The 24,844-nt window shown below is 65.1% G+C and carries 25 protein-coding genes; 13 read left to right on the top strand and 12 right to left on the bottom strand.

From position 1 onward, the window contains the following. Positions 1 to 74 precede the first annotated feature (74 nt). On the top strand, positions 75 to 443 hold the full coding sequence (locus tag BDOA9_RS14775) for an avidin/streptavidin family protein (protein ID WP_025034717.1): 369 nt from the start codon (positions 75 to 77) through the stop codon (positions 441 to 443). Between the two features lie 180 nt (positions 444 to 623). Continuing rightward, a complete protein-coding gene (locus BDOA9_RS14770) occupies positions 624 to 1,637 on the top strand; it encodes an IS5 family transposase (RefSeq protein WP_025033211.1) in 1,014 nt (337 codons plus the stop codon). A 308-nt stretch (positions 1,638 to 1,945) separates the two neighbouring features. Here BDOA9_RS14770 and BDOA9_RS14765 read toward each other — a convergent pair whose 3' ends face one another. From BDOA9_RS14765 to BDOA9_RS14755, 3 genes are all read right to left on the bottom strand, one after another. Further along, a complete protein-coding gene (locus BDOA9_RS14765) occupies positions 1,946 to 2,128 on the bottom strand; it encodes a hypothetical protein (RefSeq protein WP_025034716.1) in 183 nt (60 codons plus the stop codon). A 174-nt stretch (positions 2,129 to 2,302) separates the two neighbouring features. Next, a complete protein-coding gene (locus tag BDOA9_RS14760; protein ID WP_025034715.1) occupies positions 2,303 to 2,527 on the bottom strand; it encodes a DUF3606 domain-containing protein in 225 nt (74 codons plus the stop codon). 143 nt (positions 2,528 to 2,670) lie between these two features. Further along, positions 2,671 to 4,101, bottom strand: coding sequence for a TAXI family TRAP transporter solute-binding subunit (locus BDOA9_RS14755; RefSeq protein ID WP_025034714.1), 1,431 nt, complete (start codon positions 4,099 to 4,101; stop codon positions 2,671 to 2,673). A gap of 233 nt (positions 4,102 to 4,334) precedes the next feature. Here BDOA9_RS14755 and BDOA9_RS14750 point away from each other — a divergent pair, with 233 nt between their 5' ends. The 5 genes from BDOA9_RS14750 to BDOA9_RS14730 all read left to right on the top strand — a co-directional run bounded on the left by BDOA9_RS14750 (position 4,335) and on the right by BDOA9_RS14730 (position 11,098). After that, complete coding sequence (locus BDOA9_RS14750; RefSeq protein WP_025034713.1) at positions 4,335 to 5,579, top strand: MFS transporter; 1,245 nt, start codon at positions 4,335 to 4,337, stop codon at positions 5,577 to 5,579. Positions 5,580 to 5,675: 96 nt separating this feature from the next. Beyond that, positions 5,676 to 6,869 carry a M20/M25/M40 family metallo-hydrolase gene (locus BDOA9_RS14745; protein WP_025034712.1) on the top strand — a complete coding sequence of 398 codons (1,194 nt, stop codon included), beginning with the start codon at positions 5,676 to 5,678 and terminating at the stop codon, positions 6,867 to 6,869. Positions 6,870 to 7,137: 268 nt separating this feature from the next. Continuing rightward, positions 7,138 to 8,340 (top strand): calcium-binding protein, encoded by a 1,203-nt coding sequence (locus tag BDOA9_RS14740; RefSeq protein ID WP_025034711.1) that lies wholly within the window; start codon positions 7,138 to 7,140, stop codon positions 8,338 to 8,340. 228 nt (positions 8,341 to 8,568) lie between these two features. Further along, positions 8,569 to 9,657, top strand: a complete 1,089-nt coding sequence (locus BDOA9_RS14735; RefSeq protein ID WP_025034710.1) for a mandelate racemase/muconate lactonizing enzyme family protein — start codon at positions 8,569 to 8,571, stop codon at positions 9,655 to 9,657. A gap of 292 nt (positions 9,658 to 9,949) precedes the next feature. After that, entirely contained in the window at positions 9,950 to 11,098 is a 1,149-nt protein-coding gene (locus BDOA9_RS14730) for an amidohydrolase (protein WP_025034709.1), read from the top strand. Position 11,099: 1 nt separating this feature from the next. Here the strand turns inward: BDOA9_RS14730 and BDOA9_RS14725 are convergent, their stop codons facing one another. After that, positions 11,100 to 11,315, bottom strand: a complete 216-nt coding sequence (locus tag BDOA9_RS14725) for a hypothetical protein (protein ID WP_025034708.1) — start codon at positions 11,313 to 11,315, stop codon at positions 11,100 to 11,102. Between the two features lie 90 nt (positions 11,316 to 11,405). Here BDOA9_RS14725 and BDOA9_RS14720 point away from each other — a divergent pair, with 90 nt between their 5' ends. Next, a complete protein-coding gene (locus BDOA9_RS14720) occupies positions 11,406 to 12,128 on the top strand; it encodes a DUF72 domain-containing protein (protein ID WP_025034707.1) in 723 nt (240 codons plus the stop codon). Position 12,129: 1 nt separating this feature from the next. Here the strand turns inward: BDOA9_RS14720 and BDOA9_RS14715 are convergent, their stop codons facing one another. From BDOA9_RS14715 to BDOA9_RS14700, 4 genes are all read right to left on the bottom strand, one after another. Beyond that, positions 12,130 to 13,317 carry a CaiB/BaiF CoA transferase family protein gene (locus tag BDOA9_RS14715; protein WP_025034706.1) on the bottom strand — a complete coding sequence of 396 codons (1,188 nt, stop codon included), beginning with the start codon at positions 13,315 to 13,317 and terminating at the stop codon, positions 12,130 to 12,132. A gap of 130 nt (positions 13,318 to 13,447) precedes the next feature. Beyond that, positions 13,448 to 13,639: a DUF2783 domain-containing protein gene (locus BDOA9_RS14710; RefSeq protein WP_025034705.1), complete on the bottom strand. Its 192-nt coding sequence runs from the start codon at positions 13,637 to 13,639 to the stop codon at positions 13,448 to 13,450. Continuing rightward, entirely contained in the window at positions 13,636 to 15,273 is a 1,638-nt protein-coding gene (locus BDOA9_RS14705; protein ID WP_025034704.1) for an FAD-dependent oxidoreductase, read from the bottom strand. Before BDOA9_RS14705 ends, BDOA9_RS14710 begins: the two co-directional genes overlap by 4 nt. A gap of 28 nt (positions 15,274 to 15,301) precedes the next feature. Next, complete coding sequence (locus BDOA9_RS14700; protein WP_025034703.1) at positions 15,302 to 15,844, bottom strand: VOC family protein; 543 nt, start codon at positions 15,842 to 15,844, stop codon at positions 15,302 to 15,304. Between the two features lie 126 nt (positions 15,845 to 15,970). Here BDOA9_RS14700 and BDOA9_RS14695 point away from each other — a divergent pair, with 126 nt between their 5' ends. Further along, a complete protein-coding gene (locus tag BDOA9_RS14695; protein WP_025034702.1) occupies positions 15,971 to 16,462 on the top strand; it encodes a MarR family winged helix-turn-helix transcriptional regulator in 492 nt (163 codons plus the stop codon). Between the two features lie 166 nt (positions 16,463 to 16,628). Then, complete coding sequence (locus BDOA9_RS14690) at positions 16,629 to 16,910, top strand: hypothetical protein (RefSeq protein WP_025034701.1); 282 nt, start codon at positions 16,629 to 16,631, stop codon at positions 16,908 to 16,910. A 75-nt stretch (positions 16,911 to 16,985) separates the two neighbouring features. Here BDOA9_RS14690 and ltrA read toward each other — a convergent pair whose 3' ends face one another. Further along, complete coding sequence (gene ltrA / locus BDOA9_RS14685) at positions 16,986 to 18,239, bottom strand: group II intron reverse transcriptase/maturase (RefSeq protein ID WP_082847823.1); 1,254 nt, start codon at positions 18,237 to 18,239, stop codon at positions 16,986 to 16,988. Between the two features lie 855 nt (positions 18,240 to 19,094). Between ltrA and ftsH the strand changes: the two genes are divergently transcribed. Continuing rightward, positions 19,095 to 20,936, top strand: a complete 1,842-nt coding sequence (gene ftsH, locus BDOA9_RS14680) for an ATP-dependent zinc metalloprotease FtsH (protein ID WP_025034700.1) — start codon at positions 19,095 to 19,097, stop codon at positions 20,934 to 20,936. 7 nt (positions 20,937 to 20,943) lie between these two features. Here ftsH and BDOA9_RS37915 read toward each other — a convergent pair whose 3' ends face one another. Then, complete coding sequence (locus BDOA9_RS37915) at positions 20,944 to 21,324, bottom strand: hypothetical protein (protein WP_152033291.1); 381 nt, start codon at positions 21,322 to 21,324, stop codon at positions 20,944 to 20,946. Positions 21,325 to 21,547: 223 nt separating this feature from the next. Between BDOA9_RS37915 and rpoH the strand changes: the two genes are divergently transcribed. Beyond that, the gene (rpoH, locus tag BDOA9_RS14670; RefSeq protein WP_025034698.1) at positions 21,548 to 22,438 is read left to right on the top strand and encodes an RNA polymerase sigma factor RpoH; all 891 of its coding nucleotides are present in this window, start codon (positions 21,548 to 21,550) and stop codon (positions 22,436 to 22,438) included. Positions 22,439 to 22,451: 13 nt separating this feature from the next. Then, complete coding sequence (locus tag BDOA9_RS37910) at positions 22,452 to 22,727, top strand: hypothetical protein (protein ID WP_152033290.1); 276 nt, start codon at positions 22,452 to 22,454, stop codon at positions 22,725 to 22,727. Between the two features lie 53 nt (positions 22,728 to 22,780). On the opposite strand, the gene BDOA9_RS14660 is transcribed toward BDOA9_RS37910, so the two are convergent. Beyond that, on the bottom strand, positions 22,781 to 23,113 hold the full coding sequence (locus tag BDOA9_RS14660) for a hypothetical protein (protein ID WP_025034696.1): 333 nt from the start codon (positions 23,111 to 23,113) through the stop codon (positions 22,781 to 22,783). 78 nt (positions 23,114 to 23,191) lie between these two features. Beyond that, complete coding sequence (groL, locus tag BDOA9_RS14655; protein WP_025034695.1) at positions 23,192 to 24,811, bottom strand: chaperonin GroEL; 1,620 nt, start codon at positions 24,809 to 24,811, stop codon at positions 23,192 to 23,194. Between the last annotated feature and the right edge of the window lie 33 nt (positions 24,812 to 24,844).

Below are 24,844 nucleotides of genomic sequence, written 5' to 3'. Positions count from 1 at the left end.
CGCGCTGCAACGGAATTGCATCGCCTGCGCCGGCGGCTCGCCCGTGCCGGACGCGCGAACGTAGGAGAACCGACATGGCTTGGATCGGCAGCTGGCGAAATCAATTCGGCTCCATCTTGCGCATCACTGATGATGCGAACGGCCGCATCGAGGGGAGTTTCGAGACCGCCCTCGAAGATAGCGGCTTCTATGGACAAACGGTGCAGGTCACCGGGTTTCACAGGGGCAATTGCATCGGCTTTGTCGCCGTGGGTTCGTCTGCGACGGGCGACCGTGTGGTTTCGTACACGGGACTGTTGCGGCATGGAAAGATGGAAACCGCCTGGTTCGTCGTCGCCGACCAGGCGCTGAGTGCCGCCAGCGAGGGCGAGCCTGCCAGGCTCAAGCCATTGAACTGGTGGCGCGCCGTCACAACCAACGTCGATACGTTCGAACGGATCTAGCGCCGCCCCGTCTGGTGGGCTTCGAGCCAGAAAAGCCCGGTGCTGCAGCCATAGAGCCAGAGAGGAATGGCTTCAGGTCGAATCGATTGCCGCGGGCTCGTTCACCTCTCCCGCTTGCGAGAGCTTTGCATAAGAGGAGGATTTGCGATTCTCTAGGGCCTGTGGTGGAGGCGGATTCGGATGGCATATCGAGAGGTTGGGCAACCGAGCTTCGCGGACGCGCTGGTATCGCGGCGAGGGAAGGGTAACGCGGTGCTGAAGCGGATTGGCGAACTGGTCGACTGGGCGGCTGTGGAAAGAGTGCTGGGTGGTCTTCCGGAGCCGGAGCGTGGCCCTCCGCCCTATCCGCGACTGGTGCTGTTCAAGGCGCTGCTGCTGCAGCAATGGTATGGGCTTTCCGATCCGGCGCTCGAGGAAGCGCTCGACGACCGGGCCTCGTTCCGAGCCTTCTGCGGCTTTGTGCTGAGCGACGAGACGCCTGACCACACGACGATCTGGCGATTCCGCGAGGCTTTGCAGCGAGCCGGTCTGGACGAGAAGCTGTTCGCCGAGATCCTGCATCAGATCGACGCACGCGGGCTGGTGCTGCGCCGGGGCACATTGATCGATGCGAGCCTGATCTCGGCAGCAGTAAAGCCGCCGAAGCCGCCAGAGGACCCGCAGCCGCCCGGCCCGGACGGCCGTGAACCGAGCAAGCTGGTCAACAGCAAGCGCGATCCAGATGCACGCTGGACCAAGAAGGGCGGCAAGCGGTACTTCGGCTACAAAGCCCATATCGGCATGGATCAGAGTTCGGCCATCGTCCGCCGCAGCAAGCTGACCGACGCTGCGGTCAACGACACAGTGCCCGCCGACGAACTGGTCTGTGGTGATGAGAAGGCGGTCTATGCCGATCAAGCCTATGACAAGCACGAGCGCCGCAGCGGGCTCGCCGCGCGGGGAATCAAGCCGAGGCTGATGTTCCGGCCCAACAAGCATCATCCGCTCACCGAGCGGCAGAAGCGCTTCAACGATGCCGTGGGAAAGCGCCGCGCACCGGTCGAGCAGGTCTTCGCGCGCCTCAAGGGCAGCTATCGCTGGGCGCGCGCTCGCTATCTGGGTTTGGCGCGCAATCAGACACATCTGCGCCTGATCTGCCTCGCCATGAACCTCAAGCGATGGGCGGTGCTGTGCCCGATAGGAGCCGCAGCGTGACCACCACCCGCCGCTACCCCGCGGCCACGAAAGACAGACGCCCCACCCCTCTGGGGCTACGCGAGGCCGTTCAAAAAAAGCCCCATATCGAACTTCACTCCAGCACAACTCATTACGCAAAGCTCTCGCTTGCGGGAGAGGTCGGCGCGTCCGGGCGATGCGAAGCATCCTCCCGCGCGCCGGGTGAGGGCTTTCTCCACTTGGGGATTGTCCCATTGCGGAAACACCCTCTCCCCAACCCTCTCCCGCAAGCGGGAGAGGGAGCGCACCTCCGTCGTTGGAACGATCAAGCCTCGTTTCATCGCGCGCTAGAGCCGTGTGATCTCCGGATCCACGGGGACAATCTGCAGCCCGGCTGCGTGCAGCGCTTCGGTGATTTGCTTGGCCAGCAGCTTGGCTTCTTCAGCTCCGATCTGATTGTCCGGAAGGCCCTTGAAGAACGCGCAAACCGTCGTTGCTATGATGGTATTGACCTGGTGCGGATCAACCATTTTGGTGCACGCAAGATTGCTTCACCGGCTCGGCGGTGCATCAGGCTGCAGGACTGCCGCGCTCATCGCAAGCCAAAGAACGAAAGAATGGCCGCGATCACAACGATGAGCCCTATGAGGTAGATCAGACCGTTCATTGCAATTCTCCTCTTCGACGGGATGGCTTGGATGAATTCATTCGACGGCCGTCGCCGCGTCCCTGGCATTGCACTGCCGAGCGGCCAGTTTCTCGAGCTCCACTTCCTTCTCGATAGCCGCCAGAGAGTTGCCGATCTTGTCGACGATCCTGACCAGATCGGCATTGGAGATGCGAAGCCGCCTGCGTACCGACTTGACCTGCTCGGCGTTCGCAAGATCGAGCGTTGTGCGAATGGGCCGCGGTGGTCGCGAGGACAGCATGATCAGGTCTCCTTCACCTAGGTAAGAGAGACGATGTCTTTTTTGTTCCAATGACCGCTAGCGGAAGCGCTGGATAGCGAAAGTGAGTTTGCCGAGACGATGATTGCAACCGTCGCGCGCACGGCGAAGGCACCCACGACACTTTATCCCCGCGGCGCACCGCCATGGCTTGCCACCGCGCCCCGAACCGTTTCGAGATTGGACCGTTGCAATGCCGCTCGCCTCTCGGCAATGGCATTGCTCAGGAGATCGAGCACCAGGCCGAAGGCCGCGAGCTCCTCTTGCTCGATCGCGCCGTCATCGTAGCATTCGAGCGTCTCGGCGATGATGGTATCGGCCTCGCGCTGCAATGCCACGAGCTCCTGATTGGATTCCGCGGTCCTCGCGCTGGAAACCATGGCCAGGATTCTGTTGCGATGGCTGGTGTTGTCGTCCCTTTCGTCGCGGTTCAAATAGCGCCGCAACCAGGCGCCGGCGGAGCCGATTCCGGAGAGAAGCAGGAGCCCAAACCAGAAATAGTCGCCATAGCGGTCGAGAAACGTGCGTTCGTTGCCGTCGATGACGGCCGCTGCGCCCCGATGTACCTGCAGCTCGGCGTCCTTCTCGAGGTCGGGCTTGGTGATGTGTGCAGCGCCTGGGACCTGCCTCGCGATCGCCTGACGAACGGCGAAGAGCTGGCGGAAGAACGCGGCGACCGTCGCCTCGGGCAGGCTCTTTCTCGCCACGATCAAATGGCTGACGCTGACGGTCTCAACCTTGTCGCCCGGCCAGGCCGGATCCGCATTGAAAACGCTGGGCGGAATCTCCTCCGATTCATAGCGGGGATGCTTGATCGAGATCGCCTCCGATGCCTCGATGGCGAGAAACTTCGGCTCGCCCCGCGCCCGCGCCGTTGCGGCAACGGCGTCGGAGGTGATCTTGCTGTCGAGGGGCCCGACCGCCATGAAGGCATCGAGGGTGAGATCGCGCGCGAGCTCATCGATCTGGTCGGTGCCGAATTGCGCCACGGCGACCTTGTCGGGCTGCACTCCGGTGGCGCCCAGGATGACGCGTAGCAGCGCGGGATTGACCGGCGTCCGCCCGATCACGCCCACACGACGCCCTGCAAGGTCGGCGACCTCCTTGATCTTCAGCGACGGCTTTCTTTTCGAACTCTTGCCCGCAAGCCCGGATGGCGCCCAGAGCACGACGAAGTTCTTGCGTACGACGGCGACGGTCTGCGCCTCGGCCGGCATGTCCAGGTCGCCGCGGCCGACGGCGAGATCGGCCTTGCCAGACCCAAGCAAAGCGAGAGCTTCCATCGCTCCGTCGGCCTTGATCAGACGCAGCCTGACAGTTCGGCTTTCGCTGGCGAACGCATCGGCCATCGCCTGAATGACCTTGTAATCGTCGCTGCCAGCCGGCCCGACCGCGATCCGGAGAATCTCTGGCCGCAATGCGTAATAGAGCGCCCCCGCTGCGACGCCGAACACGAGAAACCCAACTGCGAGAACCAGCAGCAGGAAATTGCTCCTTCGCCGCTCGCGGCGGGCCGCGTCACTGGCCGTCTGACTGGTACTCTCGGACGAAGACATTGCCGCTGCAACCGCATGTCATGGCGCTTCCTGGTGAGCAGGATACCACGTTTTCCCAGGGTAACGTCTTGGCGCTCGTTCCGGTTCACCCGCGGCCTGGATAGGCCTTGCCAAGCGAGTGGTCGCGACCAGAGCAGCTACATTCCGGCATGAGGGGGTCCCGCTGCCGCCCTTGGCGTCTGCCCCCTCGATCATGGTACCCCACCCCAAAACCTTCTCGGGACGGGACGCTCATGACCAACGCCGGCGACGACGCGGGCACCGCCACCCGCGCGCTGATCTTCGCGCTGGTCGCGCTCGCCTGCGGCCACATGCTCTCCACCCTGCTGCGCACCATTCCGGCGGTGAGCCTCGATTTGATGGCGGCGGATTTCCACATCGAGCCGCAGGCGCTGGCGAGCCTCACGTCGGTCTATCACTTCGCCTTTGCGGCTTCGCAGATCCCGGTTGGCGCGGCGATGGACCGGTTCGGCGTGCGGCCGGTAGCACTCGCCCTGCTGGCGGGAACCGTGTTCGGCGCGATGGCGTCGGGGTTTGCGACCGGGCCTGAGAGCTTCGCCGTCGGGCAGCTGCTGCTCGGCGTCGCCACCTCGGGCATGCTGATGTGCCCGATGACGCTCGCAGCCAAGCAATTGTCGGCGGCGCGGTTCGGATTGTGGTCGGGCGCGATCCTGTCGATCGGCAATATCGGCATGCTGCTGTCGGCAAGCCCACTCGCTTTCGTGATCGACGCTTACGGCTGGCGCGCCGGGTTCTGGATCTCCGCGATCGGCGGCGTCGTGGTGGCGCTCGCGGTGTTCGTGCTGGTGCCGCAGCAGCCCGCCGAGCACAAGGACGATTCCTCGCCGCTGTCGCAGATGGTCGACGTGGTCAGGCTCGGCCTGTCGCGGCCGCTGCGCGGCGTGATCGCGCTGGCGATGGTGTCGCTGGCGAGCACGCTGGTGCTGCGCGGCCTCTGGGGCGGACCCTGGCTGATGGAGATCAAGGGACTGACGCGGGTCGAGGCCGGCAACCAGCTCGGCGCGTTCACGCTGGCGATGATCGCAGGCCCGCTGCTGGTCGGCATGATCGACCGCAGGCTCGGCCGCCGCCGCGAACTGGTCGCCGGCACGCACGCGATCGCGGCGCTGCTGCTCGCGCTGATGGCGCTGGGAGCGCCTCACCTTGCCGTTGCATGGCTGTTCGGCGTGAACTTCATGCCGCCGTCCTATGATCTGGCATTGTTCGTGCTCATCGGGCTCTTCACCTCGGCGCAGCCGCTGCTGTTCGGCATGTCCAGGCAACTCGTCGATGCGCAGGTCGCAGGAAAAGCACTCGCGGCCGTCAATCTCGCCTTCTTTCTCGGCACCGCGCTGATGCAATCCGTCACCGGCGCGGTGGCCGCACTCGCGGGGCTGCCGGCGGTGCTGCTGTTCATGGCGGCGGCGCTGGCGCTCGGCGTTGCGATCTTTTTGACTTACACCTCGCCGCGTTCGTAGGATGGGCAGAGCGAAGCGAAACCCATCATTCTTGCCGAGAAGTGATGGGTTTCGCGAAGAGCTCTACCCATCCTACGAGTCAAGGAATTCAACTCCATGCCTGTCGACACCAAAGCCGCCACCGATCGTCTCATGCGCTTCCTCGCCGTCGAGGGCGTCACCGGACAGGAGGCGGCGATCGGGCGGGAGCTTATTGCTGCGCTGAAGGAGGCCGGCGTGCCGGCGAAGGCGATCCGGCTCGACGATGCCAACACGCGCATTCCGGTGCCGACCGAGACCGGCAACCTCATCGTCGACCTGCCCGGCCGCGGCGCGCTGCACAACCAGCCGCGGATCATGTTCATGACCCACATGGACACGGTGCCGCTGTGCGCCGGCGCCAAGCCCAAACTGTCCGGGCGCAAGATCGTCAATGACGCCAAGACCGCGCTCGGCGGCGACAATCGCTGCGGCTGCGGCGTGCTGGTGACGCTGGCCGCAGAGCTCGCCAAGCAGAAGCTCGATCATCCGCCGATCACGCTGCTGTTCTGCGTGCGCGAGGAGAGCGGGCTCTACGGCGCGCGGCACGTCAAGCTCGACGAGCTCGGCCAACCGGTGATGGCGTTCAACTATGACGGCGGCTCGGCCTCCAACGTCGTGATCGGGGCTGTCGGCGCCGACCGCTGGACCGTCGAGATTTTCGGCCGCGCCTCGCATGCCGGCGTTGCCCCCGAGCGCGGCATCTCCTCGACCATGATCATGGCGCTGGCGCTTGCCGACGTGAAGGCCGGCGGCTGGTTCGGCAAGGTGGTGAAGGGCAAGAAGCAAGGCACCAGCAATGTCGGCCCGGTCACCGGCGGCGAAGGCCGCCCCGCGGGCGATGCCACCAACGTCGTCACCGATTACGTGCATGTGCGCGGCGAGAGCCGCAGCCATGACGGAAAGTTCTTCAAGGAGATCACCAGGGCCTACAAGGCCGCGTTCGAGAAGGCGGCCAAGAAGGTGACGAACGCGCAAGGCAAGTCCGGCAAGGTCAAGTTCAAGGCCGAGACCGACTATTATCCGTTCCGCATGAAGGAGAACCTGCCGGTCGTCAAACGCGCGATCGAGGCGGTGTCCGCAGTGGGCGGAACTCCGAACGTGCGCGCCGCCAATGGCGGCCTGGACGCCAACTGGATGGTCCGCCACGGCATTCCGACCGTGACCTTCGGCGCCGGCCAGAACGAGGCGCACACGGTCGACGAATGGATCAACCTCGACGAATACGACCGCGCCTGCGCGCTGGCGGTGCAACTGTCGACGATGCGGTGAGTTGGCAGCCGACACGTCACAGCGCTTCAACACGGCTTTGATCTAACGGGTCGATCGCGGCTTCCGTGAAGTCCGCGCATGTCCCCTGCTGCTATCGATGGCGAGCACCGTTACGCGGTTCCTCGGCCGCAATCAAACCGAGTCAGGAGCAAACCTCCGCCATCAACTCCAAGCAGATTCGGATTCAAGCGTGAACGCAGTGCGTCTCGCCGAGACCTCCGCTGCTTTCAGAGTCACGCGACTGACAATGAAATGGGAGTGATGCGCCATGCGCACGATGCCGAACGACACCCTGATCCTCACCTTTCCGGACTTCAGCCAAACCGCGACCATCGTCGGAGATCCGAACTTCCCGATCGATGGCTGGGGCGGGAACGACACCGTGACGGCAACCATCCTCAACGCGGACGTGTTCGTTACGCTGATCGGCGAAGACGCGGTCATGCAGGGCAATTCCCACGGCGGCAACGACACGCTCACGGCGAACGTGGATTATCCCTTCAGCGGCGCCACCATTATGGGCGACGCCGAGACCATGTTGGGCAATGCTGCGGGCGGCAACGACACGCTCTCCGCCGACGCCGGCGGCAATTTTCGCTCCAACATCTCCATTTACGGAGATGCCGGAGGCGACATGTCAGGCAACACGCAAGGCGGCAATGACACGCTGACAGGCGTGACCGGTGGGCGGGCCTTCCAGAACGTGTTCAGCGGCGATGCCGGGGGATCCATGAGCGACAACGCGCATGGCGGCAACGACACGCTGAACGTGTTCGAATATGCGTTCGAAAGCACGGCCACCCTCAGCGGGGATGCCGTCGGCGCCATGACCGGCAACGCAATTGGCGGAAGTGACAACCTCACCCTGGGGATCAGCAGCGACATGGCGATCGGAGGCGGAAGCCTCGCCGGCGATTCGCTCACATCCTTGGATGACAATGCGCAAGGTGGAAACGACACCTTGAGCTTCGTCACGAACGGTGGCGAGCAGCCCCCGACCGTCTACGGTTCCCAGTTGGTTGGTGATGCCCCGAACATGTCCGGCAACGCGCGTGGCGGCAACGACACTCTCAATGGCGGAGAGTTCACCGATCATCTCTACGGCGATGCGCGGACTTATGCGCCGTCCGCGCCTGGCTCCATCACCGGCGGCACGGACGCGCTGAACGGCGGCGCGGGCAATGATCAGCTGTGGGGCGGACCGAACAACGATGTCTTCGTCTTCACGGCCGGCTCCGGCAACGACGTCATCAACGACTTCAATCAAGGCAACATCGCGGTCGGCAGCACCGCAGGGGAACTCGACGTGATCAACCTGCACGACTACGGTTTTGCGGATTGGACGGCCGTGTCCAGCCTCATCAGCGATGACAGCTCGGGGAATGCGGTGATTCATCTCTCCGCCAATGACACGATCACCTTGAGCGGGGTTCATGCGGCCTCGCTAGAGGCGACGGACTTCATCGTCTGAGCGCTGGCGGCTTCGGCGCGGCGGCGGATTCGGCGAGGAGACTGCCGGATCCGTCGCCGCTGCCGTCGCCGAAGATTGTACGCGCCGCGCGATCGGCTTAACCTGCAGCTAAACGCTGTACGTAGATGGGTCGAGCGCAGCGCAACCCATCGTTCCCCCGCGAAGACGAAGATGATGGGTTTCGCTGCGCTCTACCCATCCTGCAAGAAGAAAAAACAGGGAGGCCACATGCCGCGCATTGCCAACATCGAGACCGGGCTCTACCGGATCCCCCTTCCCGTCACGCTGTCGGACTCCACGCATGGCGAGATCACCGCATTCGAGCTGATCACCTGCCGCATCCGCGATGCCGATGGCGCCGAAGGCGTCGGCTACACCTATACGGTCGGACGCAATGGCGGGGCTGTGGCCGACATTCTCAAGCGCGAGATCCCGCCGCTGGTCGAAGGGCGCGAGGCCGATGATACCGAAGCCCTCTGGCATCATGTCTGGTGGGGGCTGCATTATGGCGGGCGCGGCGGACCGACGGTGCTGGCGCTCTCGGCGCTCGACATCGCGCTGTGGGATTTGAAGGCGCGGCGCGCGAAATTGCCGCTGTACCGCCTGCTCGGCGGCTTCGATGCGCACGTGCCGTGCTATGCCGGCGGCATCGACCTCGATCTCTCCGTCGATGCGCTGCTGAAGCAGACCGACGGCAATCTCGCCAAGGGCTTTCGCGCCATCAAGATGAAGGTCGGCCGGCCCGACCTCAAGTCCGACGTCGCGAAAGTGTCCGCGATGCGGCAGCATCTCGGCGACGGCTTTCCGCTGATGGCGGATGCCAACATGAAATGGACGGTCGAGGAGGCGATCCGCGCCGCGCGTGCTCTGGCTCCTTACGATCTCACCTGGCTGGAGGAGCCGATCGTTCCCGACGACGTCGCCGGCCATGTGCGCATCATGCAGGCCGGCGGCGTGCCGATCGCAGCGGGCGAGAATCTGCGCTCGCTGTGGGAGTTCAAGAACTACATCGCATCCGGCGCGGTGTCCTATCCCGAGCCCGACGTCACCAATTGCGGCGGCGTCAGCGCGTTCATGAAGATCGCGCGGCTGGCGGAGGCGTTCAATTTGCCCGTCACCAGTCATGGCGCGCATGACATCACCGTGCATCTGCTCGCGGCGTGCCCGAACCGCTCCTATCTGGAGGCGCACGGTTTCGGGCTCGACACGTACATCGAGCATCCGCTGGTGCTGAAGGAGGGCCTTGCGCTGGCGCCTGACAGGCCCGGGCATGGGATCGGGTTCGATTGGAAGGGGCTGGCGAAGCTGGCGGGGTAGGAGTGGAGCTCACCTCTCCCGCTTTGCGGGAGAGGTCGCGCCCACCGGGTCGCGCCGAAGGCGCGCCCGATGACAGGCTCCGGCGCGGGTGAGGGCTCTATCCTCTAGGGGAATCCCAAAGCGGAGACACCCTCTCCCCAACCCTCCCCCGCAAGCGGAGGAGGGAGCGCACCTTCTTCCGAGCTTGCACCAAACGACATTGCTGCACGCGAGGCATTCCAAGGCGCGGGGTGCATGGCGGTGATAATCCGCTATGGTGACGGCAACCGACACCTTGCGAGAGACGCCTGCCTTGTCCCCCGAACTGCACCAGAAACTGACCGCGTGGCGCCGGCATCTGCATGCGCATCCCGAACTGTCGCTGCAGGAGAAGGAGACCGCCGCCTTCGTGCAGGACAAGCTCGCCGAGCTCGGCATTCCCTTCGAGGCTGGCATCGGCGGCCACGGCATCGTCGCGACCTTGAGGCGCGGTCACGCCCAAAGGCGGGTCGGCCTGCGCGCCGACATGGATGCGCTGCCGATCACCGAGGACACCGGCCTGCCCTATGCTTCGCAGACATCGGGCGTGATGCATGCGTGCGGCCATGACGGCCATACCGTCGCGCTGCTGGGCGCAGCAGTGCTGCTCGCCGCCGATAGCGATTGGAGCGGCACGGTCGATTTCATCTTCCAGCCGGCCGAGGAAGGCTTTGGCGGCTCGCGCGCGATGGTCGCGGCCGGGCTGTTCGACCGGTTTCCGATGGAGCGGATATTCGGCTTCCACAACTGGCCGGGCCTTGCCGCCGGCACCATCGCGGTGCACGACGGCGTCGTCATGGCCTCCGGCGGGCGCATCACCATCACGATCGAGGGTCATGCCGGGCACGCCGGCATGCCGCATCTGACGCGGGATCCCGTGGTGGCGGCAGGCCACCTCATCGTCGCGCTGCAATCGGTCACCTCGCGCAGCATCGATCCGCTCGACACCGCCGTGCTGTCGCTGTGCACGATCGAAGGCGGCACCGCGGCGAACCAGATCGCCGGCCGCGTCACCATCCGCGGCACGCTGCGCTACCATCGCGAGGCGGTCAAGGACATCATCCTCGACGGCATCGAGCGCACCTGCGCCGGAATCGCGACCAGCTTCGGCGTCAAGGTCACGCCCGAGATCGTCTGGGGTGTCGGCGTCGTGATCAACACGGCTGACGAGGCCGAGCTCGCCCGCATCGCCGCGGAGAAGGTTGCGCCGCCGGTGCGGCGCGATCTCGCGCCCAGCATGGCCGGCGAGGATTTTGCCCATTATCTGCAGCAGCGGCCCGGCGCCTTCGTCTGGATCGGCAACGGCGAATTGCGCGACGGCGCCGAGCTGCACGGCCCGCGTTACGATTTCAACGACGCGATCCTGCCGGTGGCATCAAGCTGGATGGCCGAGGTAGCCAAGGCGGCGCTGGCGTCGAACTAGCTCACGAGACCTCGCGCGGCAGCTTCCAGTCCGGCCGCGGCGCGAATGTCTCATCCACGCGCTCGACGTGATAGCCGGCCGGCAGAATGTGGCCGCCCTCCTCGTCGGCGACCGGGACATCGGTCACGAGGCCTTCGATCAAGGCGGCTTCCCACACCTCCTTCTCGGTCGGAAAGGGATTGCCGATCTGCTTGTTGCCTTCGAACAGCGCGTACATCGGTTCCGGTCCTCACGTTGATGCCGACGAGAAACGTATCGGCTACACGGGCGTTCCCTCCGGCGAATGGCAACGGATGGTACGTGACACATGGCGCGCGTTCTGATCGGAACTTCGGGCTGGCACTACGCCTCCTGGCGCGGCCCGTTCTTCCCCGAGGGCGTGACGCTGAAGCAGCAGCTCAGCTATTATGCCGGGCAGTTCGACACCACCGAGCTGAACGGGGTGTTCTACCGCACGCCGACGCCCGAGGCGGTGACGGGATGGCGCGAGCAGACCGGGCACGATTTCGTGTTCGCCTGGAAGGCGTCGAAATTCATCACGCACTGGAAGCGCCTGTCGGACCGCTCCGTCAACAGCCTCGAGCTGCTGGAGGACCGCATCGCCAGGCTCGGCGGCAAGGCCGGCCCGATCCTGTTCCAGCTGCCGCCGCAATTCGAGGCGAATGCGGACCGGCTCGCGTCGTTCTTCAAGCTGCTGTCGCGGAAGCGGCGTTACAGTTTCGAATTCCGTCATCCGAGCTGGTATCAGCCGCGCATCCTGCGCATGCTGACTGAAGAGAACATCTCGCTCTGCCTGTCCGACCATCATGATGCGCCGGCGCCGTGGAGGCGCACGGCGGATTTCGTCTATGTGCGCGGGCACGGACCGGGCGGGCGCTACCACGGGCACTATAGCAAGGCCACGCTGGCGCAATGGGCCAAGCGCATCAAATCGTGGAAACGGCAGGGCTGCGACGTCTACGTCTATTTCGACAACGACCAGAAGAGCGCCGCACCGACCGATGCGAAGGCGTTGAAGCAGCTGCTGTGAGCTAGATGACCCCGCTCTGCCGAAGCGCGGCGATCTCGTCCGCATCATAGCCGAGCTCGGCGAGGACGCGATCGGTGTGCTCGCCGAGCGTCGGCGGGCGGCTCGCGATCTCGCCCGGCGTTTCCGACAGCCGCACCGCGGCGCGGGCAACCGGCGCCCGCTTCGGCAGGCCGGGATAGTCGACGTCCTGCATGAAGCCGGCGGTGCGGACGTGCGGATGATCCAGCGCCTGCTGCGGTGAGAGCACGGGGCCGGTAGGGATCATCGCCTGGCCCAGCGTGTCGACGGCCTCCTGCGTGGTGCGTTCGGCGCACCAGCGCGCCATCCGCTCGCTGATGAGCGGGCCGTTGTTGCCGCGGCTGATGTCGTCGGCAAAGCGCGGATCGTTCAGCCACACATCCTCCTCGCCCATCAGCCGCGCCCAGCGCTTGAACAGCGGATGTCCCGTAACCTGGCACAGCACCCAGCCGTCCCTGGTGCGGTAGATGTCGGCGGGCGCCGCGGTCTGGCCGAGATTGCCCGTCGGCACGCGGTTGACGTCGATGACGGCCTGCTCGATCAGCGTGGCATTGGTGAAGGACAGAGCGGTCGCGAGCAGCGCGCCTTCGACGATTTGGCCGCGCCCGGACTTGCCGCGCTCGATCAGCGCGGCGAGCGTGCCGAAGGCGCAGTGCAGCGCCGTGCCGAAATCGACCCAGTTCACCGCAGCCCGGTACGGCGGATCGCCCGCACCCGTCATGTAGACCGCACCAGACATCACCTGGCCGACGCCGTCGAAACCGACGCGGTCGGACCACGGGCCCGGCCCGCCGAACGCGGTCGCCGTGGTCAGGATGATGTCCGGCTTGATCGCCTTCAGCGAGTCGTAATCGAGCTTCATCGCACGCAGGGTCTGCGGCGGCAGATTGGCGACCACGACGTCCGCGGTCGCGACCAGGCGGCGCATCACCTCCTGGCCTTCGGCCTTCATCGGATCGAGCGTGATGCTCTTCTTGTTGCGATTGACCTGGAGGAACAGCGCGCCCTCGCCGCCTGCACCCACCGGCGCGACGAACCGATCCTCGCTGCCGTCGCGCTTCTCGACCCGGATGACCTCGGCCCCGAACTCGGCCAGCAATGTGGCGCAATAGGGCCCGGCGATGTAACGCCCGAAATCGAGCACGCGCACGCCCTCCAGGACTCCTCCCATCGCACCCTTCCCTGTTGTTTCCGAGAGATTACAGGGACTGGCTGCCACGGCAAGGTCGCGGCAAGCATGGGGCTTTGCCGCCGGCGACCTTCGCGCGACCTCCTCTGTCTGTCAGGCGGAATTTACGCCGCTAGCCGCCGGCGCGGGCGCAGCCGATCGCCTCGGTGAGCACCTTGCGGTCGCCGATGTGATTGGCGAGAAGGAGGATCAGCCGGGCGTTCATGCGCAGCGCCTGCTCCTCATCGAGATCGCGCTGGCTGTCGATCAGCTCGGCGTAGAAGTCGTCGGGGTCGGTGATGTTCGGTGCCAGGTTGAGCGTCATGCCGCAAGCTCCGTCCGGTCGGCAGTGTCGTGGCCGGCGGCGCGCAGCACCGCCTCGGTGATCTCCGCCTCGTCGAAGCCGCTCCAGCGCGCCGCGACATATTGATCGGGGCGGAACACATACGTGGTCCCGGGCGAAGCACCGTAACGCTGCGCGAGCAGACCCGTGGGATCCTCGATGTCGCGGCCGACGATGATCAGCTTGGCCGCGAACGGACCCACCCGGATCTCGGTCTTGTCGCTCACCTCGCCGAAGGCGACGATTGTGAAGCCATCGCCGAGACAATGCAGGAACCAGGACGGCCTGCCATCCACCGCGATCGGCGCATCGGCTGCATTCGTGCCAGGCCGCATGGGCCCTGGCACCGCGTCGCCGTCGGGCGTGTTGAGCGCCGAGGTCAGATAGGGGGTCGGCGTCGAGAGCCTTCCGCTGTTGACCAGCGGCCGCGCAAAGCCGTGATGCCGGGCGAGCTCCAGCACCGCGTCGCGGAAATAGCGGCTGGGCTTCGTCTTTGGCGTGATGAAATCGGTGGCCCGCGTCGAGTTCAGGATGTTGTCGTCCGCGGCATGGGCGCGCTCCTCGTGATAGCTGTCGAGCAACGCTTCCGAGGCTTCGCCGCGCAGCACCATCGCGAGCTTCCAGGCGAGATTGTCGATGTCCTGGACGCCGGTATTGGCGCCGCGGGCGCCGAACGGCGAGACCTGATGGGCGGCATCGCCGGCGAACAGCACCCTGCCTTGCCGGAAATTGTCGATGCGCCGGCAGGCGAACTGATAGATCGAGACCCATTCCAGCGCGAACTCGGTGTCCTCGCCGAGCATGGCGCGGATGCGCGGGATCACCCGCTCCGGCCGCTTTTCCTGCTCGGGATCGGCGTCCCAGCCGAGCTGGAAATCGATGCGCCAGATGTTGTCGGCCTGCCGGTGCAGCAGCACGGACTGGCCGGGATGGAACGGCGGATCGAACCAGAACCAGCGCTCGGTCGGGAAATCCGCCTTCATGGCGACGTCGGCGATCAGGAAACGGTCCTGGAAGAACTGTCCCGTGAATTCGGCGCCCACCATCTTGCGCACGTCGGAATTGGCGCCGTCACAGGCGATCACCCATTGCGCCTCCATGGTGAAGATGCCGTCGGGCGTTTCCACCGCCAGGCTCGCGTGGTCGGCGGCCTGCTTGAGGCTGATGAGGCGGTGCTTCCAGCGCAGCTCGATCAGCGGATTGGCGCGGCACTTGGCGACCAGCATCTCCTCGAGATGATATTGCTGCAGATTGATCATGGCCGGCCATTGGTGGTCGGCTTCCGGCAGCAGATCGAACTGGTAGGACAGCTGGTCGCGGAAGAACACCTTGCCGACCTTCCAGCTGACGCCGCGCTCGACCATGGGCGCGGCGCAACCGAGACGGTCCCAGATCTCCAGCGGACGCTTGGCGTAGCACACCGCGCGCGAGCCGATCGAGACGGTGTCGTTGTCGTCGAGCACCACGACCGGCTGGCCGCGTGCCGCGCAGTCGAGCGCCGCAGTGAGGCCGATCGGGCCCGCGCCGACCACCACGATTGGATGCCGCGTCACGATGCCATCGGCCTGCTCCCGGGACCGCCGATAGCCGAACTTCGGATAGATGTAGCTGGTCATGTTCGTTTCCTGATGCACGGGTCGGGGATCAACGCGCGTCCGCGAACTCCTTCTCGTGCATCCAGGCGGTGTGGCGCGGCGGGCGCTTGGTGCGCGACCATTCCTCGACCATCTCGTGCGCGACCGATTTCATGCGCTCGATCTGCTCGGGCGTCGCGGTCCAGGCCGCGATCTCCAGGCGATGGCCGCTGGGATCGCGGAAATAGATCGACTTGAAGATGGTGTGGTCGGTGACGCCGACGACGTCGAGGCCGGCGGCTTCGGCCCGCGCCTTGGCCTCTTCGAGCTCGGCGAGGTCCTTGACCTGGAAGGCGATGTGCTGGGTCCAATCGGGCGTGTTGGGATCGCGGCCCATCGGCGGGGAGTTCGGCAGCTCGAAAAAGGCGAGGATGTTGCCGCCGCCGGCATCGAGGAAGATGTGCATGTAGGGATCCGGCGCCTTGGTCGACGGCACCCGGTCCTCGGCGATGGCGCCGAGAAGATCCATGTTCATGACCTTCTTGTAGAACTCGACGGTGGCCTTGGCATCGACGCAGCGATAGGCGACGTGATGGATCTTCTCGATCTTCATGGTGTTTCGTTCCCTGGGCTTCTCGGTTGCGAAATTGGTATCAGATGTTACTATTTCCTGGATTTGATCCGGATCAACCGGCGCGGACAAATCTGCCGGGTGGATCGGCGGGGCGGACATGGCGTGATGGGACGTTCGGGTGAGGTGCGGCGCAGGGAGGCGACCGAGCGCGTCACGGCGCAGAATGGGCGCGAGCTCGACCTGCAGCACTATTTTCCGTACCGGCTTGCGCGCCTCGCCGAGCAGGTGTCGCTGGCCATTGCCGAGGTCTATTCCGAGCGCTTTGCGCTGACGCGGCAGGAATGGCGCGTGCTTGCCATTCTCGGCGCACGCCGGGAAATTGCGACCAAGGAGATCGGTCCCTCGACGACGCTCGACAAGATGCAGGTCAGCCGCGCCGTCCAGGGACTTCAGGCGCGCGGCATCGCGAGCCGCAAGCACCACCCCGACGACCGGCGCGAGCTGATCGTCTCGCTGACGCCGGCCGGCCGCGCGCTCTATCGCAAGATCGTGCCGCTGGCGCTGGCGCGGGAGACGGAGCTGCTCGGCGTGCTGACGCCCGAGGAGGCGAAGGTGCTCGACCGGGCGATGCACAAGCTCTCGGAGGCATTGAGCTAGGGCACTGCGACCAAACGTCGGCTCCGCGAGGGGCTTGCCGAGACTTGAAGTCGTCCTCTCCAATCCTAACTTCAGACGCTGCCGGGCCATGTGTCCGGCGAAACGAACTCATGCAAAGGATCGAAAGGCCCGCCGCTTGCGCGGGCGTGCACTCGAGGGAAGTCACATGAGAAAGCTTGCTCTTGCAATCGCCGCGGCAGCAACGCTCCTCATCGGAACGGTTGCGCCGGCTTCGGCCCATTGGCGGGGCCATCATCATCACTGGGGAGGTCCGGGCATCGGTCCGGCTGTCGCGCTCGGCCTGTTCACCGGAGCGCTGGCTGCCGCGGCCGCATCTCCGGTCTATTATGCGCCGGTCTATGGTCCGCCGCGATATTATTACGGGCCCCGATATTATCGGACCGTCCGGTATTATCCGGCGGCATATCCTTACTGGTATCCCTGGTGAGCATCGGGTAGGAGGAAGCCTTGCGGCTTCCCCCTCCCACACCACCGTACGTACGGTTCCGTATACGGCGGTTCGTCAAGCACGATTGAGATGGCGGTGCAGCCCGATGAGGGACGGCAGACCGAGTTGGGTGAAGAAGGCGGCGCGATAGGCGTCGTTCATGTGGCTGGCCCCGGCATTCCACCAAGGGCCGTGGCCGTTGTAAGCCGACCGCCATGCTCGCTCCGGATCGAGCCCGCGTTGCATCAAGCGTTTACAGCGTGTCCGTGGTCGTTTCCACTGACGCCAGAGGACACAGCGCAATTTGCGCCGCATCCAACCGTCGAGCTCCTCGAACACCCCTTTAGCCTGCGCCAGCCGGAAGTATTGTAACCAGCCGCGCAGGATCGGGGTCAGGGTTTTGACGGTCGATGCCAGTGTTCGTCCACGCCCTTGGCGCAGTGTCATCTTCAGCTTGCTCCGCAGCCGCGTCACGCTTTTGGCCGCCACCCGAAGGCGCGGTTGCTTGTGAGCGGTCATGGTGTAGCCGAGGAAGGTCCGCACCCAGGGGCGATCAACCGCGCTCTTCGCTTCGTTGACCTTGAGCCGCAGCCGCTCGGTCAGGAATCGCGTGATCGATGCCATCACCCGCTCACCGGCCCGCCGCGTCCGCACATAGATGTTGCAGTCGTCGGCGTAGCGGCAGAAGGCGTGGCCTCGTCGCTCGAGTTCCTTGTCCAGATCGTCGAGCAGGATGTTCGACAACAGCGGTGACAGGGGGCCGCCCTGCGGCGTGCCCTCGCTCCGTACCGTTGCGACCCCGCCCGTCATCAATCCAGCCTGCAGGTAGCGGCGGATCAACCGCAGCACCCGTCTGTCTGCAACCCGGCGCGCCACCCGTGCCATCAGCACGTCATGGTTCACCCGGTCGAAGAACTTCTCCAGATCGAGGTCGACGACGAAGCGTCGGCCTGCGGCCACATGCGCTCGCGCGGCAAGCACCGCATCGTGCGCGCTGCGCCCCGGACGGAAGCCGTACGAGGCTTTGGAGAAGCCTGGATCGAACAGCGGCATCAGCACCTGATGCATCGCCTGCTGGATCAGCCGGTCCACCACCGTCGGGATGCCCAGTTGGCGCATTCCTCCGCCGGGCTTGGGGATTTCCACCCCGCGCACCGGCTGCGGCCGGTAGCGGCCTTCCAGCAGTTCTTCTCTGATGCGCGGCCAATGATCCTTCAGGTGCGGCTGCAACTGCTCCACGGTCATCCGATCAATGCCCGCGGCGCCCTTGTTCGCCATCACCCGTTGGTAGGCCGCCATCATGTTCGCACGGCTGACAATCTTCTCCATCAACCGCACTTCCACCTCCGGAGGGAAGTTGCGATCTTGCCGTGATGTTTGATGCACCCATCTCCTGCTCTGGCGGCTTCCGGCCGCTGCCCTCGGAGCGGGCATGACGCATCTCAGCGCCATCGTCTGCATCTGCTATCATCATCGACAGACCGGCCTCCTCCGGTACTCGACGTTCGGCCCTTCGCCGGCTTGGTGCTGCCAGCTACTACGGCCTCTGCTGACTTCTGCCGCCCCATCCCGACGTCTTGCGGCGCCGGTAGCACACCCGTTCCCGGGGGGCAGGATGACAGACCTCCCAGGGTCAGTCGCGTGACCTTCGTGCCATATACCTGTCGCATCTACGGCCGCACCCTCCGGGTGATATCGGGCTTCGAGAGTTTGGGCTCCCTCGCCCGGACGCGGACGCCTCCTATGCGCTGGCTGTTCGTCAGGCCGGCACTTTGCTTACAGCTTCCTTCAGACCCCGCCTCGCGACGACGCCCTTGCTGTTCGGCTAACGGTTCCCATCACCTGGGTCCGTAGAGGACTTTCACCTCCAAGTCATCGACCGGACACCACTCCGGTCAAATCGCGCCAGTCACGGCGCTCCGCGCCATGCCTGGCGCACCCAAGCAAAGGCCCGGCCTGCAGCCGGGCCTTCTCGCTGCTGGCACCTCGATCGTCTGAGCACGGCGCGCCGCGTGCGAGGCGCCCCTCACCCGACGCGCGTTCGGGACGGCTGGAACCGATGGCACCAGGAGAAGTTTTGTCGAGGCGATGCAGGTCCGGACGCGCACCGGGCCCGAGCGAGCGCGCCAAGATGCGCCTCGACGTCAGCCCGGCCCGCGTAACACGATCGGATCTGGTCTCCGCATGAACAAGAACACCCGTTTCAATCTCGGATATGCCATTGCCGCGATCTTCGCGGTCTTCCTGATTCAGTATCTGATCTCGGCGGCGCACCAGATCGCCGTGATCCCCTACAGCGAATATCAGCAATTGCTGCGGCAAGGGAAAGTCGAGGCGGTCGGCATCTCCGACCGCACCTTGCAGGGCACGTTGAAGGAGCCGCTGCCCGGCGGCCAGAAGCAGTTCGTCACCACGCGCGTCGACCAGGACGTCGCCCAGGAGCTCGAGAAGCACAACGTGCGCTTCACCGGGCAGATCGAGAGCACGTTTCTGCGCGACCTGCTGTCGTGGGTCATGCCGGTGCTGCTGTTCTTCGGCGTCTGGTGGTACATCGGCCGCCGCATGGCCGAAGGAGGCGGGATCGGCGGCGGGCTGATGGCGATCGGCAAGAGCAAGGCCAAGGTCTACGTCGAATCCAACACCGGCGTCACTTTTGCCGACGTCGCGGGTGTGGACGAGGCCAAGGACGAGCTGCGCGAGGTCGTCGATTTCCTGAAGAACCCGACCGATTATGGCCGCCTCGGCGGCCGCATGCCGAAAGGCGTGCTGCTGGTCGGGCCGCCGGGCACAGGCAAGACCTTGCTGGCCAAGGCCGTGGCGGGCGAAGCGAAAGTGCCGTTCTTCTCGATCTCCGGCTCGGAGTTCGTCGAGATGTTCGTCGGCGTCGGCGCGGCGCGGGTGCGAGACCTGTTCCAGCAGGCGCACGACAAGGCGCCCGCCATCATCTTCATCGACGAGCTCGACGCGCTCGGCCGTGCCCGCGGCATCGGTCCGTTCGCCGGCGGCCATGACGAGAAGGAGCAGACGCTCAACCAGCTGCTCGTCGAGCTCGACGGCTTCGATTCGCGCTCGGGCCTCGTCATCCTCGCCGCCACCAACCGGCCCGAGATCCTCGATCCCGCCCTGCTCCGCGCCGGCCGCTTCGACCGCCAGGTGCTGGTCGACCGGCCCGACAAGAAGGGCCGCATCGAGATCCTCAAGGTGCACATGAAGAAGGTGCGCCTCGCCGAGAATGTCGACGCAGACGCCGTTGCCGCGCTCACCCCTGGTTTCACCGGCGCCGACCTCGCCAATCTCGTCAACGAAGCCGCGCTGCTGGCGACGCGACGCGGGGCCGAAGCCGTGACCATGAGCGATTTCAACAATGCGGTCGAGCGCATGATCGCGGGCCTGGAGAAACGCAATCGCCTGCTCAACCCGAGGGAGCGCGAGATCGTCGCCTATCATGAGATGGGGCACGCCCTCGTCGCGCTGTCGCTGCCGGGGACCGACCCCGTGCACAAGGTCTCGATCATCCCGCGCGGCGTCGGCGCGCTCGGCTACACCATCCAGCGGCCGATCGAGGACCGGTTCCTGATGACCAAGGAGGAGCTGGAGAACAAGATGGCGGTGCTGCTCGGCGGCCGCGCCGCGGAACTGATCGTGTTCGGGCACTTGTCGACCGGTGCGGCGGACGACCTACGCCGCGTCACCGACATCGCCCGCAGCATGGTGACGCGCTACGGCATGTCGGAGCGTCTGGGCAGCGTCGCCTATGAGCGCGATCCCGGCAACTTCCTGGCCGGCCCTGACCGCCCCTATCCGACACGCGAGCGCGACTATGCCGAAGAGACCGCCGCCGCCGTCGACCACGAGGTGAAAGCCATCGTCGACCAGGTCTTCCAGCGCACCCAGGGCATCCTGACCACCCGGCGGCCGATCCTGGACCGCGCCGCAAAGAAGCTGCTCGAGAAGGAGACGCTGGAGCAGAGTGACATCGATGCGCTGATCCGGGAGATGCCCAAGGAAGGGCTGCGGGCGATCTAGGGCTCTCTCACGCAGCGCGCTTGCGCTTGATCTCGGCGGGAAGCTCGATCATCCGCCTGTCCGGTGGCGGACCGTTCGAGATGAGCGGCGCGCCTTCGCGCTTCGGCGCTTCGATCCCGGTGCCGGGATCAATGCTTCCAGCGTGCCATTCGATCAGGAGATGGCCGGCCACCAACATCAAGCCGGCGCAGAACAGCGCAAGAGCCGCGCTCACGAGATCACGATAATCATCCATCCCACGAACCAAACCTGCGTGCAGCCTCACCGGCGCCTGCGTGGACCAGATTGGAATGAACGCTTCGCGTTTCAAGAGCCTGTCTGCAGCGGCGAAAGCATACGGCAATCGCGATTGCCGATTGCGCCGTTCACGCTGGAACATTCCGGCCATTTCAAAATTCTAGTGGCGTCCACCGGCCTGAGGCGTCTGGGTGCCATGATCGGGCTCAGCGGATCAGGCTCGCGGTGGTTCAACCATCTTGCTCTATCGAGGATTTGGACATGAAACCTGCCCGCGCTCGAACCGCGCCGCTCTCGGCGCTTCACCCGGATTGTCCCATCAACCGGCAACGCGCCCCCGGCCGGCGCGAACGATGCTCTTGAGGGAGGGTGCGATGCTGGTTGCCTCATCGCTTCCTGCTCTTCATTCGGAAGCCGGGCTATCTCGTTATCTCAAGGAGATCCACCGGTTTCCGCTGCTCGAGGCGTCGGAAGAAGCCGAATATGCCAGGCGATTGCGCGATTGCGGCGATCGCGACGCCGCCTATCGGCTGGTGACGAGCCATCTGCGGCTCGCGGCCAAGATCGCACTCCAATATCGCCGCTATGGCCTTGGCATCGCCGACCTCATCTCGGAAGCCAATGTCGGGCTGATGCTGGCCGTGAAGCGGTTCGATCCCGAGAAAGGCTTTCGGCTCGCGACCTATGCCGCCTGGTGGATCAAGGCATCGGTTCAGGACTACATCCTGCGATCATGGTCCCTCGTCAAGCTGGGCACCACGGCGGCGCAGAAGAAGCTGTTCTTCAACCTGCGCAAGCTGAAGAACAGGCTCGGCGTAGCGGAGGACGGCGATCTTCGCACGGATCAGCTGACACATATCGCGAACCATCTCGACGTGAGAGAAGCCGATGTCGTCGAGATGAACGGCCGGCTGCGCGGCGACATCTCACTCAACGTGCCGCTCAGCGTCGAGACGGAAGGCGACCAATGGCAGGACCGGCTGGTGGATCCCTCTCCGGACCCGGAGAGCCTGCTGCTGGAAGCGACCGATCGCGCACGCACCAAGGCCGCCCTCGCGGATGCACTCGCGGCGTTGTCGACACGGGAGCGCAGCATCGTCGAGGCGCGATTTTTCGACGAGCCGCACCAGACGCTGGACGCCCTCGCCGGCAAGTTCGGCATCTCGCGCGAGCGGGTCCGGCAGATCGAGCAGCGCGCCTTGCAGCGGATCAAGGTGAAGATGTGCGCGCATCTCGATGAGGCGCGCCTCGCGACGTCGCATTAGAGGAGGAGAGAAGATGCTGGTCGGCCGAGGCCGATCAGCATCCTCTGCAGATATCCGGGATCAGACGTTCGGGCGAAAACTCCCGGCTTTTGCGCTCGGTCTGGCGGGACTTCTCGGCATCGCGCCGAGAGTCTCCAATGGAGCTGGTCGCGAGCTGCCGGGCAGGCTCGAGCGAATTCCGCGCCTCGCCGCGCGGAGAATCGGCCTCTTTGGCCTGAAGCGCATTGACCATTCCCAGCAATGCGACGGCGAGGACAATGCCTCTCATCTGATGATCCTCCTCGACTGAGCGATGAATGGGTGCAAGGACGAAGGAGCGGCCTCGCCGGCCGCTCCTCCGTATCAGCTGGTGGCAGGCTCCGGCCTGTTCCGGTCAGGCGGCGTGAGATCCAGCCGGATCCCGGAGGGCCCGAGGATCGGCAGCAACGTGTCGACCTTCATGGTCGGGCCGCCTCGTTCCCAGCTCGACCACGGCATCGTGTCGAGATACGGGATCGGCGGCAAGGCGAGCCGTTCGAAAGTGTCCGGCGTCTTGGGTGCAGAGCCGGCGCTTTCGGCGCCAAAGGCTGCAAAAGGCATCAGCGAGAGGCCGGCGCCGAAGGCCAAGGCGGCGAGGCGCCGCAACGTTTTCCGGGTGGTTTCCCCGCGAGCGGAGAAAGCACGATCCTTGATCATTTCATCCTCCTTTCGTTTCGAAACAGACTTAGTCGATCATGAGAAACGAGCCCGGCCGTGGGCCGGGCTCGCACGTCCTTAGAAGTCCATCGCGGGAGCGCTCGGCGCCTCGGTCTTCTTCGGCTTGTCGGCCACCAGCGCTTCGGTCGTGATGAGCAGCGAGGCCACCGAGGCCGCGTCCTGCAAGGCGGTACGCACCACCTTGGCAGGATCGATCACGCCGGCCTGGACCAGGTCCTGGTACTCGCCGGTCGCGGCATTGAAGCCCCAGGCGTAGGTCTGGTTCTCGAGCAGCTTGCCGACGACGACGGAGCCGTCCTCACCTGCATTCTGCACAATCTGCCGTGCCGGCACCTGGATGGCGCGGCGCACGATGTCGACGCCCGCCTTCTGGTCGGGATTGGCGGTCTTGACGTCGTCGAGCGCCTTGAGCGCGCGCAACAGCGCCACGCCGCCGCCCGGCAGGATGCCTTCCTCGACTGCGGCCCGTGTCGCATGCAGGGCATCGTCGACGCGATCCTTGCGCTCCTTGACCTCGACCTCGGTCGCGCCGCCGACCCGGATCACCGCGACGCCGCCGGCAAGCTTGGCGAGGCGCTCCTGCAGCTTCTCGCGGTCGTAGTCCGAGGTGGTTTCCTCGATCTGCGTCCTGATCTGCTGACTGCGCGCCTCGATGTCCTTCTTGGCGCCGGCGCCGTCGACGATCGTGGTGTTCTCCTTCTCGATCACCACTTTCTTGGCGCGGCCCAGCATCTTCACGGTGACGTTCTCGAGCTTGATGCCGAGATCTTCGGAGATCACGGTGCCGCCGGTGAGGATCGCGATATCCTCCAGCATCGCCTTGCGGCGGTCGCCGAAGCCCGGCGCCTTGACGGCGGCAACCTTCAGGCCGCCGCGCAGGCGGTTGACGACCAGCGTCGCCAGCGCCTCGCCCTCGACCTCCTCCGCGATGATCAGGAGCGGCTTGCCGGATTGCACGACCTGCTCGAGCAGCGGCAGCATGGTCTGCAGGCCCGACAGCTTCTTCTCGTGGATCAGCACATAGGGATCCTCGAGCTCGACCCGCATCTTCTCGGCATTGGTGACGAAATAGGGCGAGATGTAGCCGCGATCGAACTGCATGCCCTCGACCACTTCGAGCTCGGTGTGCAGGCTCTTGGCTTCCTCAACGGTGATCACGCCCTCGTTGCCGACCTTCTGCATCGCATCCGCCAGGAAGCGGCCGATCTCGGTGTCGCCGTTGGCGGAGATGGTGCCGACCTGGGCGATCTCGTCGTTGGAGGTGATCTTCTTGGCGTGGGATTTAAGGTCGGCGACGATCGCATCCACGGCAAGGTCGATGCCGCGCTTGAGGTCCATCGGATTCATGCCGGCGGCGACGGACTTGGCGCCTTCCTTGACGATGGCCTGCGCCAGGACGGTCGCCGTGGTGGTGCCGTCGCCGGCGAGATCATTGGTCTTCGAGGCGACCTCGCGCACCATCTGCGCGCCCATGTTCTCGAACTTGTCCTCCAGCTCGATCTCCTTGGCGACGGTGACGCCGTCCTTGGTGATGCGCGGAGCGCCGAACGATTTCTCGATGACGACGTTGCGTCCCTTTGGACCGAGCGTAACCTTCACCGCATTCGCCAGTGTGTCGACGCCCCGCAGCATGCGCTCGCGGGCCTCGGTCGCGAATTTCACGTCCTTGGCAGCCATGTTGCTCAACTCCTTTCCGTTCGATGACTCTCA

This window comes from Bradyrhizobium sp. DOA9 (genome assembly GCF_000617845.2).
In the GTDB taxonomy this organism is placed as follows: Bacteria; Pseudomonadota; Alphaproteobacteria; order Rhizobiales; family Xanthobacteraceae; genus Bradyrhizobium.
This window is presented reverse-complemented; position numbering and strand designations above follow the sequence as displayed.

Bases quoted from the DNA above. Each gene is read 5' to 3' on its own strand.
- BDOA9_RS14775 (WP_025034717.1), top strand. From the start codon at position 75: ATGGCTTGGATCGGCAGCTGGCGAAATCAATTCGGCTCCATCTTGCGC.
- BDOA9_RS14770 (WP_025033211.1), top strand. From the start codon at position 624: ATGGCATATCGAGAGGTTGGGCAACCGAGCTTCGCGGACGCGCTGGTA.
- BDOA9_RS14765 (WP_025034716.1), bottom strand. From the start codon at position 2,128: ATGGTTGATCCGCACCAGGTCAATACCATCATAGCAACGACGGTTTGC.
- BDOA9_RS14760 (WP_025034715.1), bottom strand. From the start codon at position 2,527: ATGCTGTCCTCGCGACCACCGCGGCCCATTCGCACAACGCTCGATCTT.
- BDOA9_RS14755 (WP_025034714.1), bottom strand. From the start codon at position 4,101: ATGTCTTCGTCCGAGAGTACCAGTCAGACGGCCAGTGACGCGGCCCGC.
- BDOA9_RS14750 (WP_025034713.1), top strand. From the start codon at position 4,335: ATGACCAACGCCGGCGACGACGCGGGCACCGCCACCCGCGCGCTGATC.
- BDOA9_RS14745 (WP_025034712.1), top strand. From the start codon at position 5,676: ATGCCTGTCGACACCAAAGCCGCCACCGATCGTCTCATGCGCTTCCTC.
- BDOA9_RS14740 (WP_025034711.1), top strand. From the start codon at position 7,138: ATGCGCACGATGCCGAACGACACCCTGATCCTCACCTTTCCGGACTTC.
- BDOA9_RS14735 (WP_025034710.1), top strand. From the start codon at position 8,569: ATGCCGCGCATTGCCAACATCGAGACCGGGCTCTACCGGATCCCCCTT.
- BDOA9_RS14725 (WP_025034708.1), bottom strand. From the start codon at position 11,315: ATGTACGCGCTGTTCGAAGGCAACAAGCAGATCGGCAATCCCTTTCCG.
- BDOA9_RS14720 (WP_025034707.1), top strand. From the start codon at position 11,406: ATGGCGCGCGTTCTGATCGGAACTTCGGGCTGGCACTACGCCTCCTGG.
- BDOA9_RS14715 (WP_025034706.1), bottom strand. From the start codon at position 13,317: ATGGGAGGAGTCCTGGAGGGCGTGCGCGTGCTCGATTTCGGGCGTTAC.
- BDOA9_RS14710 (WP_025034705.1), bottom strand. From the start codon at position 13,639: ATGACGCTCAACCTGGCACCGAACATCACCGACCCCGACGACTTCTAC.
- BDOA9_RS14705 (WP_025034704.1), bottom strand. From the start codon at position 15,273: ATGACCAGCTACATCTATCCGAAGTTCGGCTATCGGCGGTCCCGGGAG.
- BDOA9_RS14700 (WP_025034703.1), bottom strand. From the start codon at position 15,844: ATGAAGATCGAGAAGATCCATCACGTCGCCTATCGCTGCGTCGATGCC.
- BDOA9_RS14695 (WP_025034702.1), top strand. From the start codon at position 15,971: ATGGGACGTTCGGGTGAGGTGCGGCGCAGGGAGGCGACCGAGCGCGTC.
- BDOA9_RS14690 (WP_025034701.1), top strand. From the start codon at position 16,629: ATGAGAAAGCTTGCTCTTGCAATCGCCGCGGCAGCAACGCTCCTCATC.
- ltrA (WP_082847823.1), bottom strand. From the start codon at position 18,239: ATGGAGAAGATTGTCAGCCGTGCGAACATGATGGCGGCCTACCAACGG.
- ftsH (WP_025034700.1), top strand. From the start codon at position 19,095: ATGAACAAGAACACCCGTTTCAATCTCGGATATGCCATTGCCGCGATC.
- BDOA9_RS37915 (WP_152033291.1), bottom strand. From the start codon at position 21,324: ATGGCCGGAATGTTCCAGCGTGAACGGCGCAATCGGCAATCGCGATTG.
- rpoH (WP_025034698.1), top strand. From the start codon at position 21,548: ATGCTGGTTGCCTCATCGCTTCCTGCTCTTCATTCGGAAGCCGGGCTA.
- BDOA9_RS37910 (WP_152033290.1), top strand. From the start codon at position 22,452: ATGCTGGTCGGCCGAGGCCGATCAGCATCCTCTGCAGATATCCGGGAT.
- BDOA9_RS14660 (WP_025034696.1), bottom strand. From the start codon at position 23,113: ATGATCAAGGATCGTGCTTTCTCCGCTCGCGGGGAAACCACCCGGAAA.
- groL (WP_025034695.1), bottom strand. From the start codon at position 24,811: ATGGCTGCCAAGGACGTGAAATTCGCGACCGAGGCCCGCGAGCGCATG.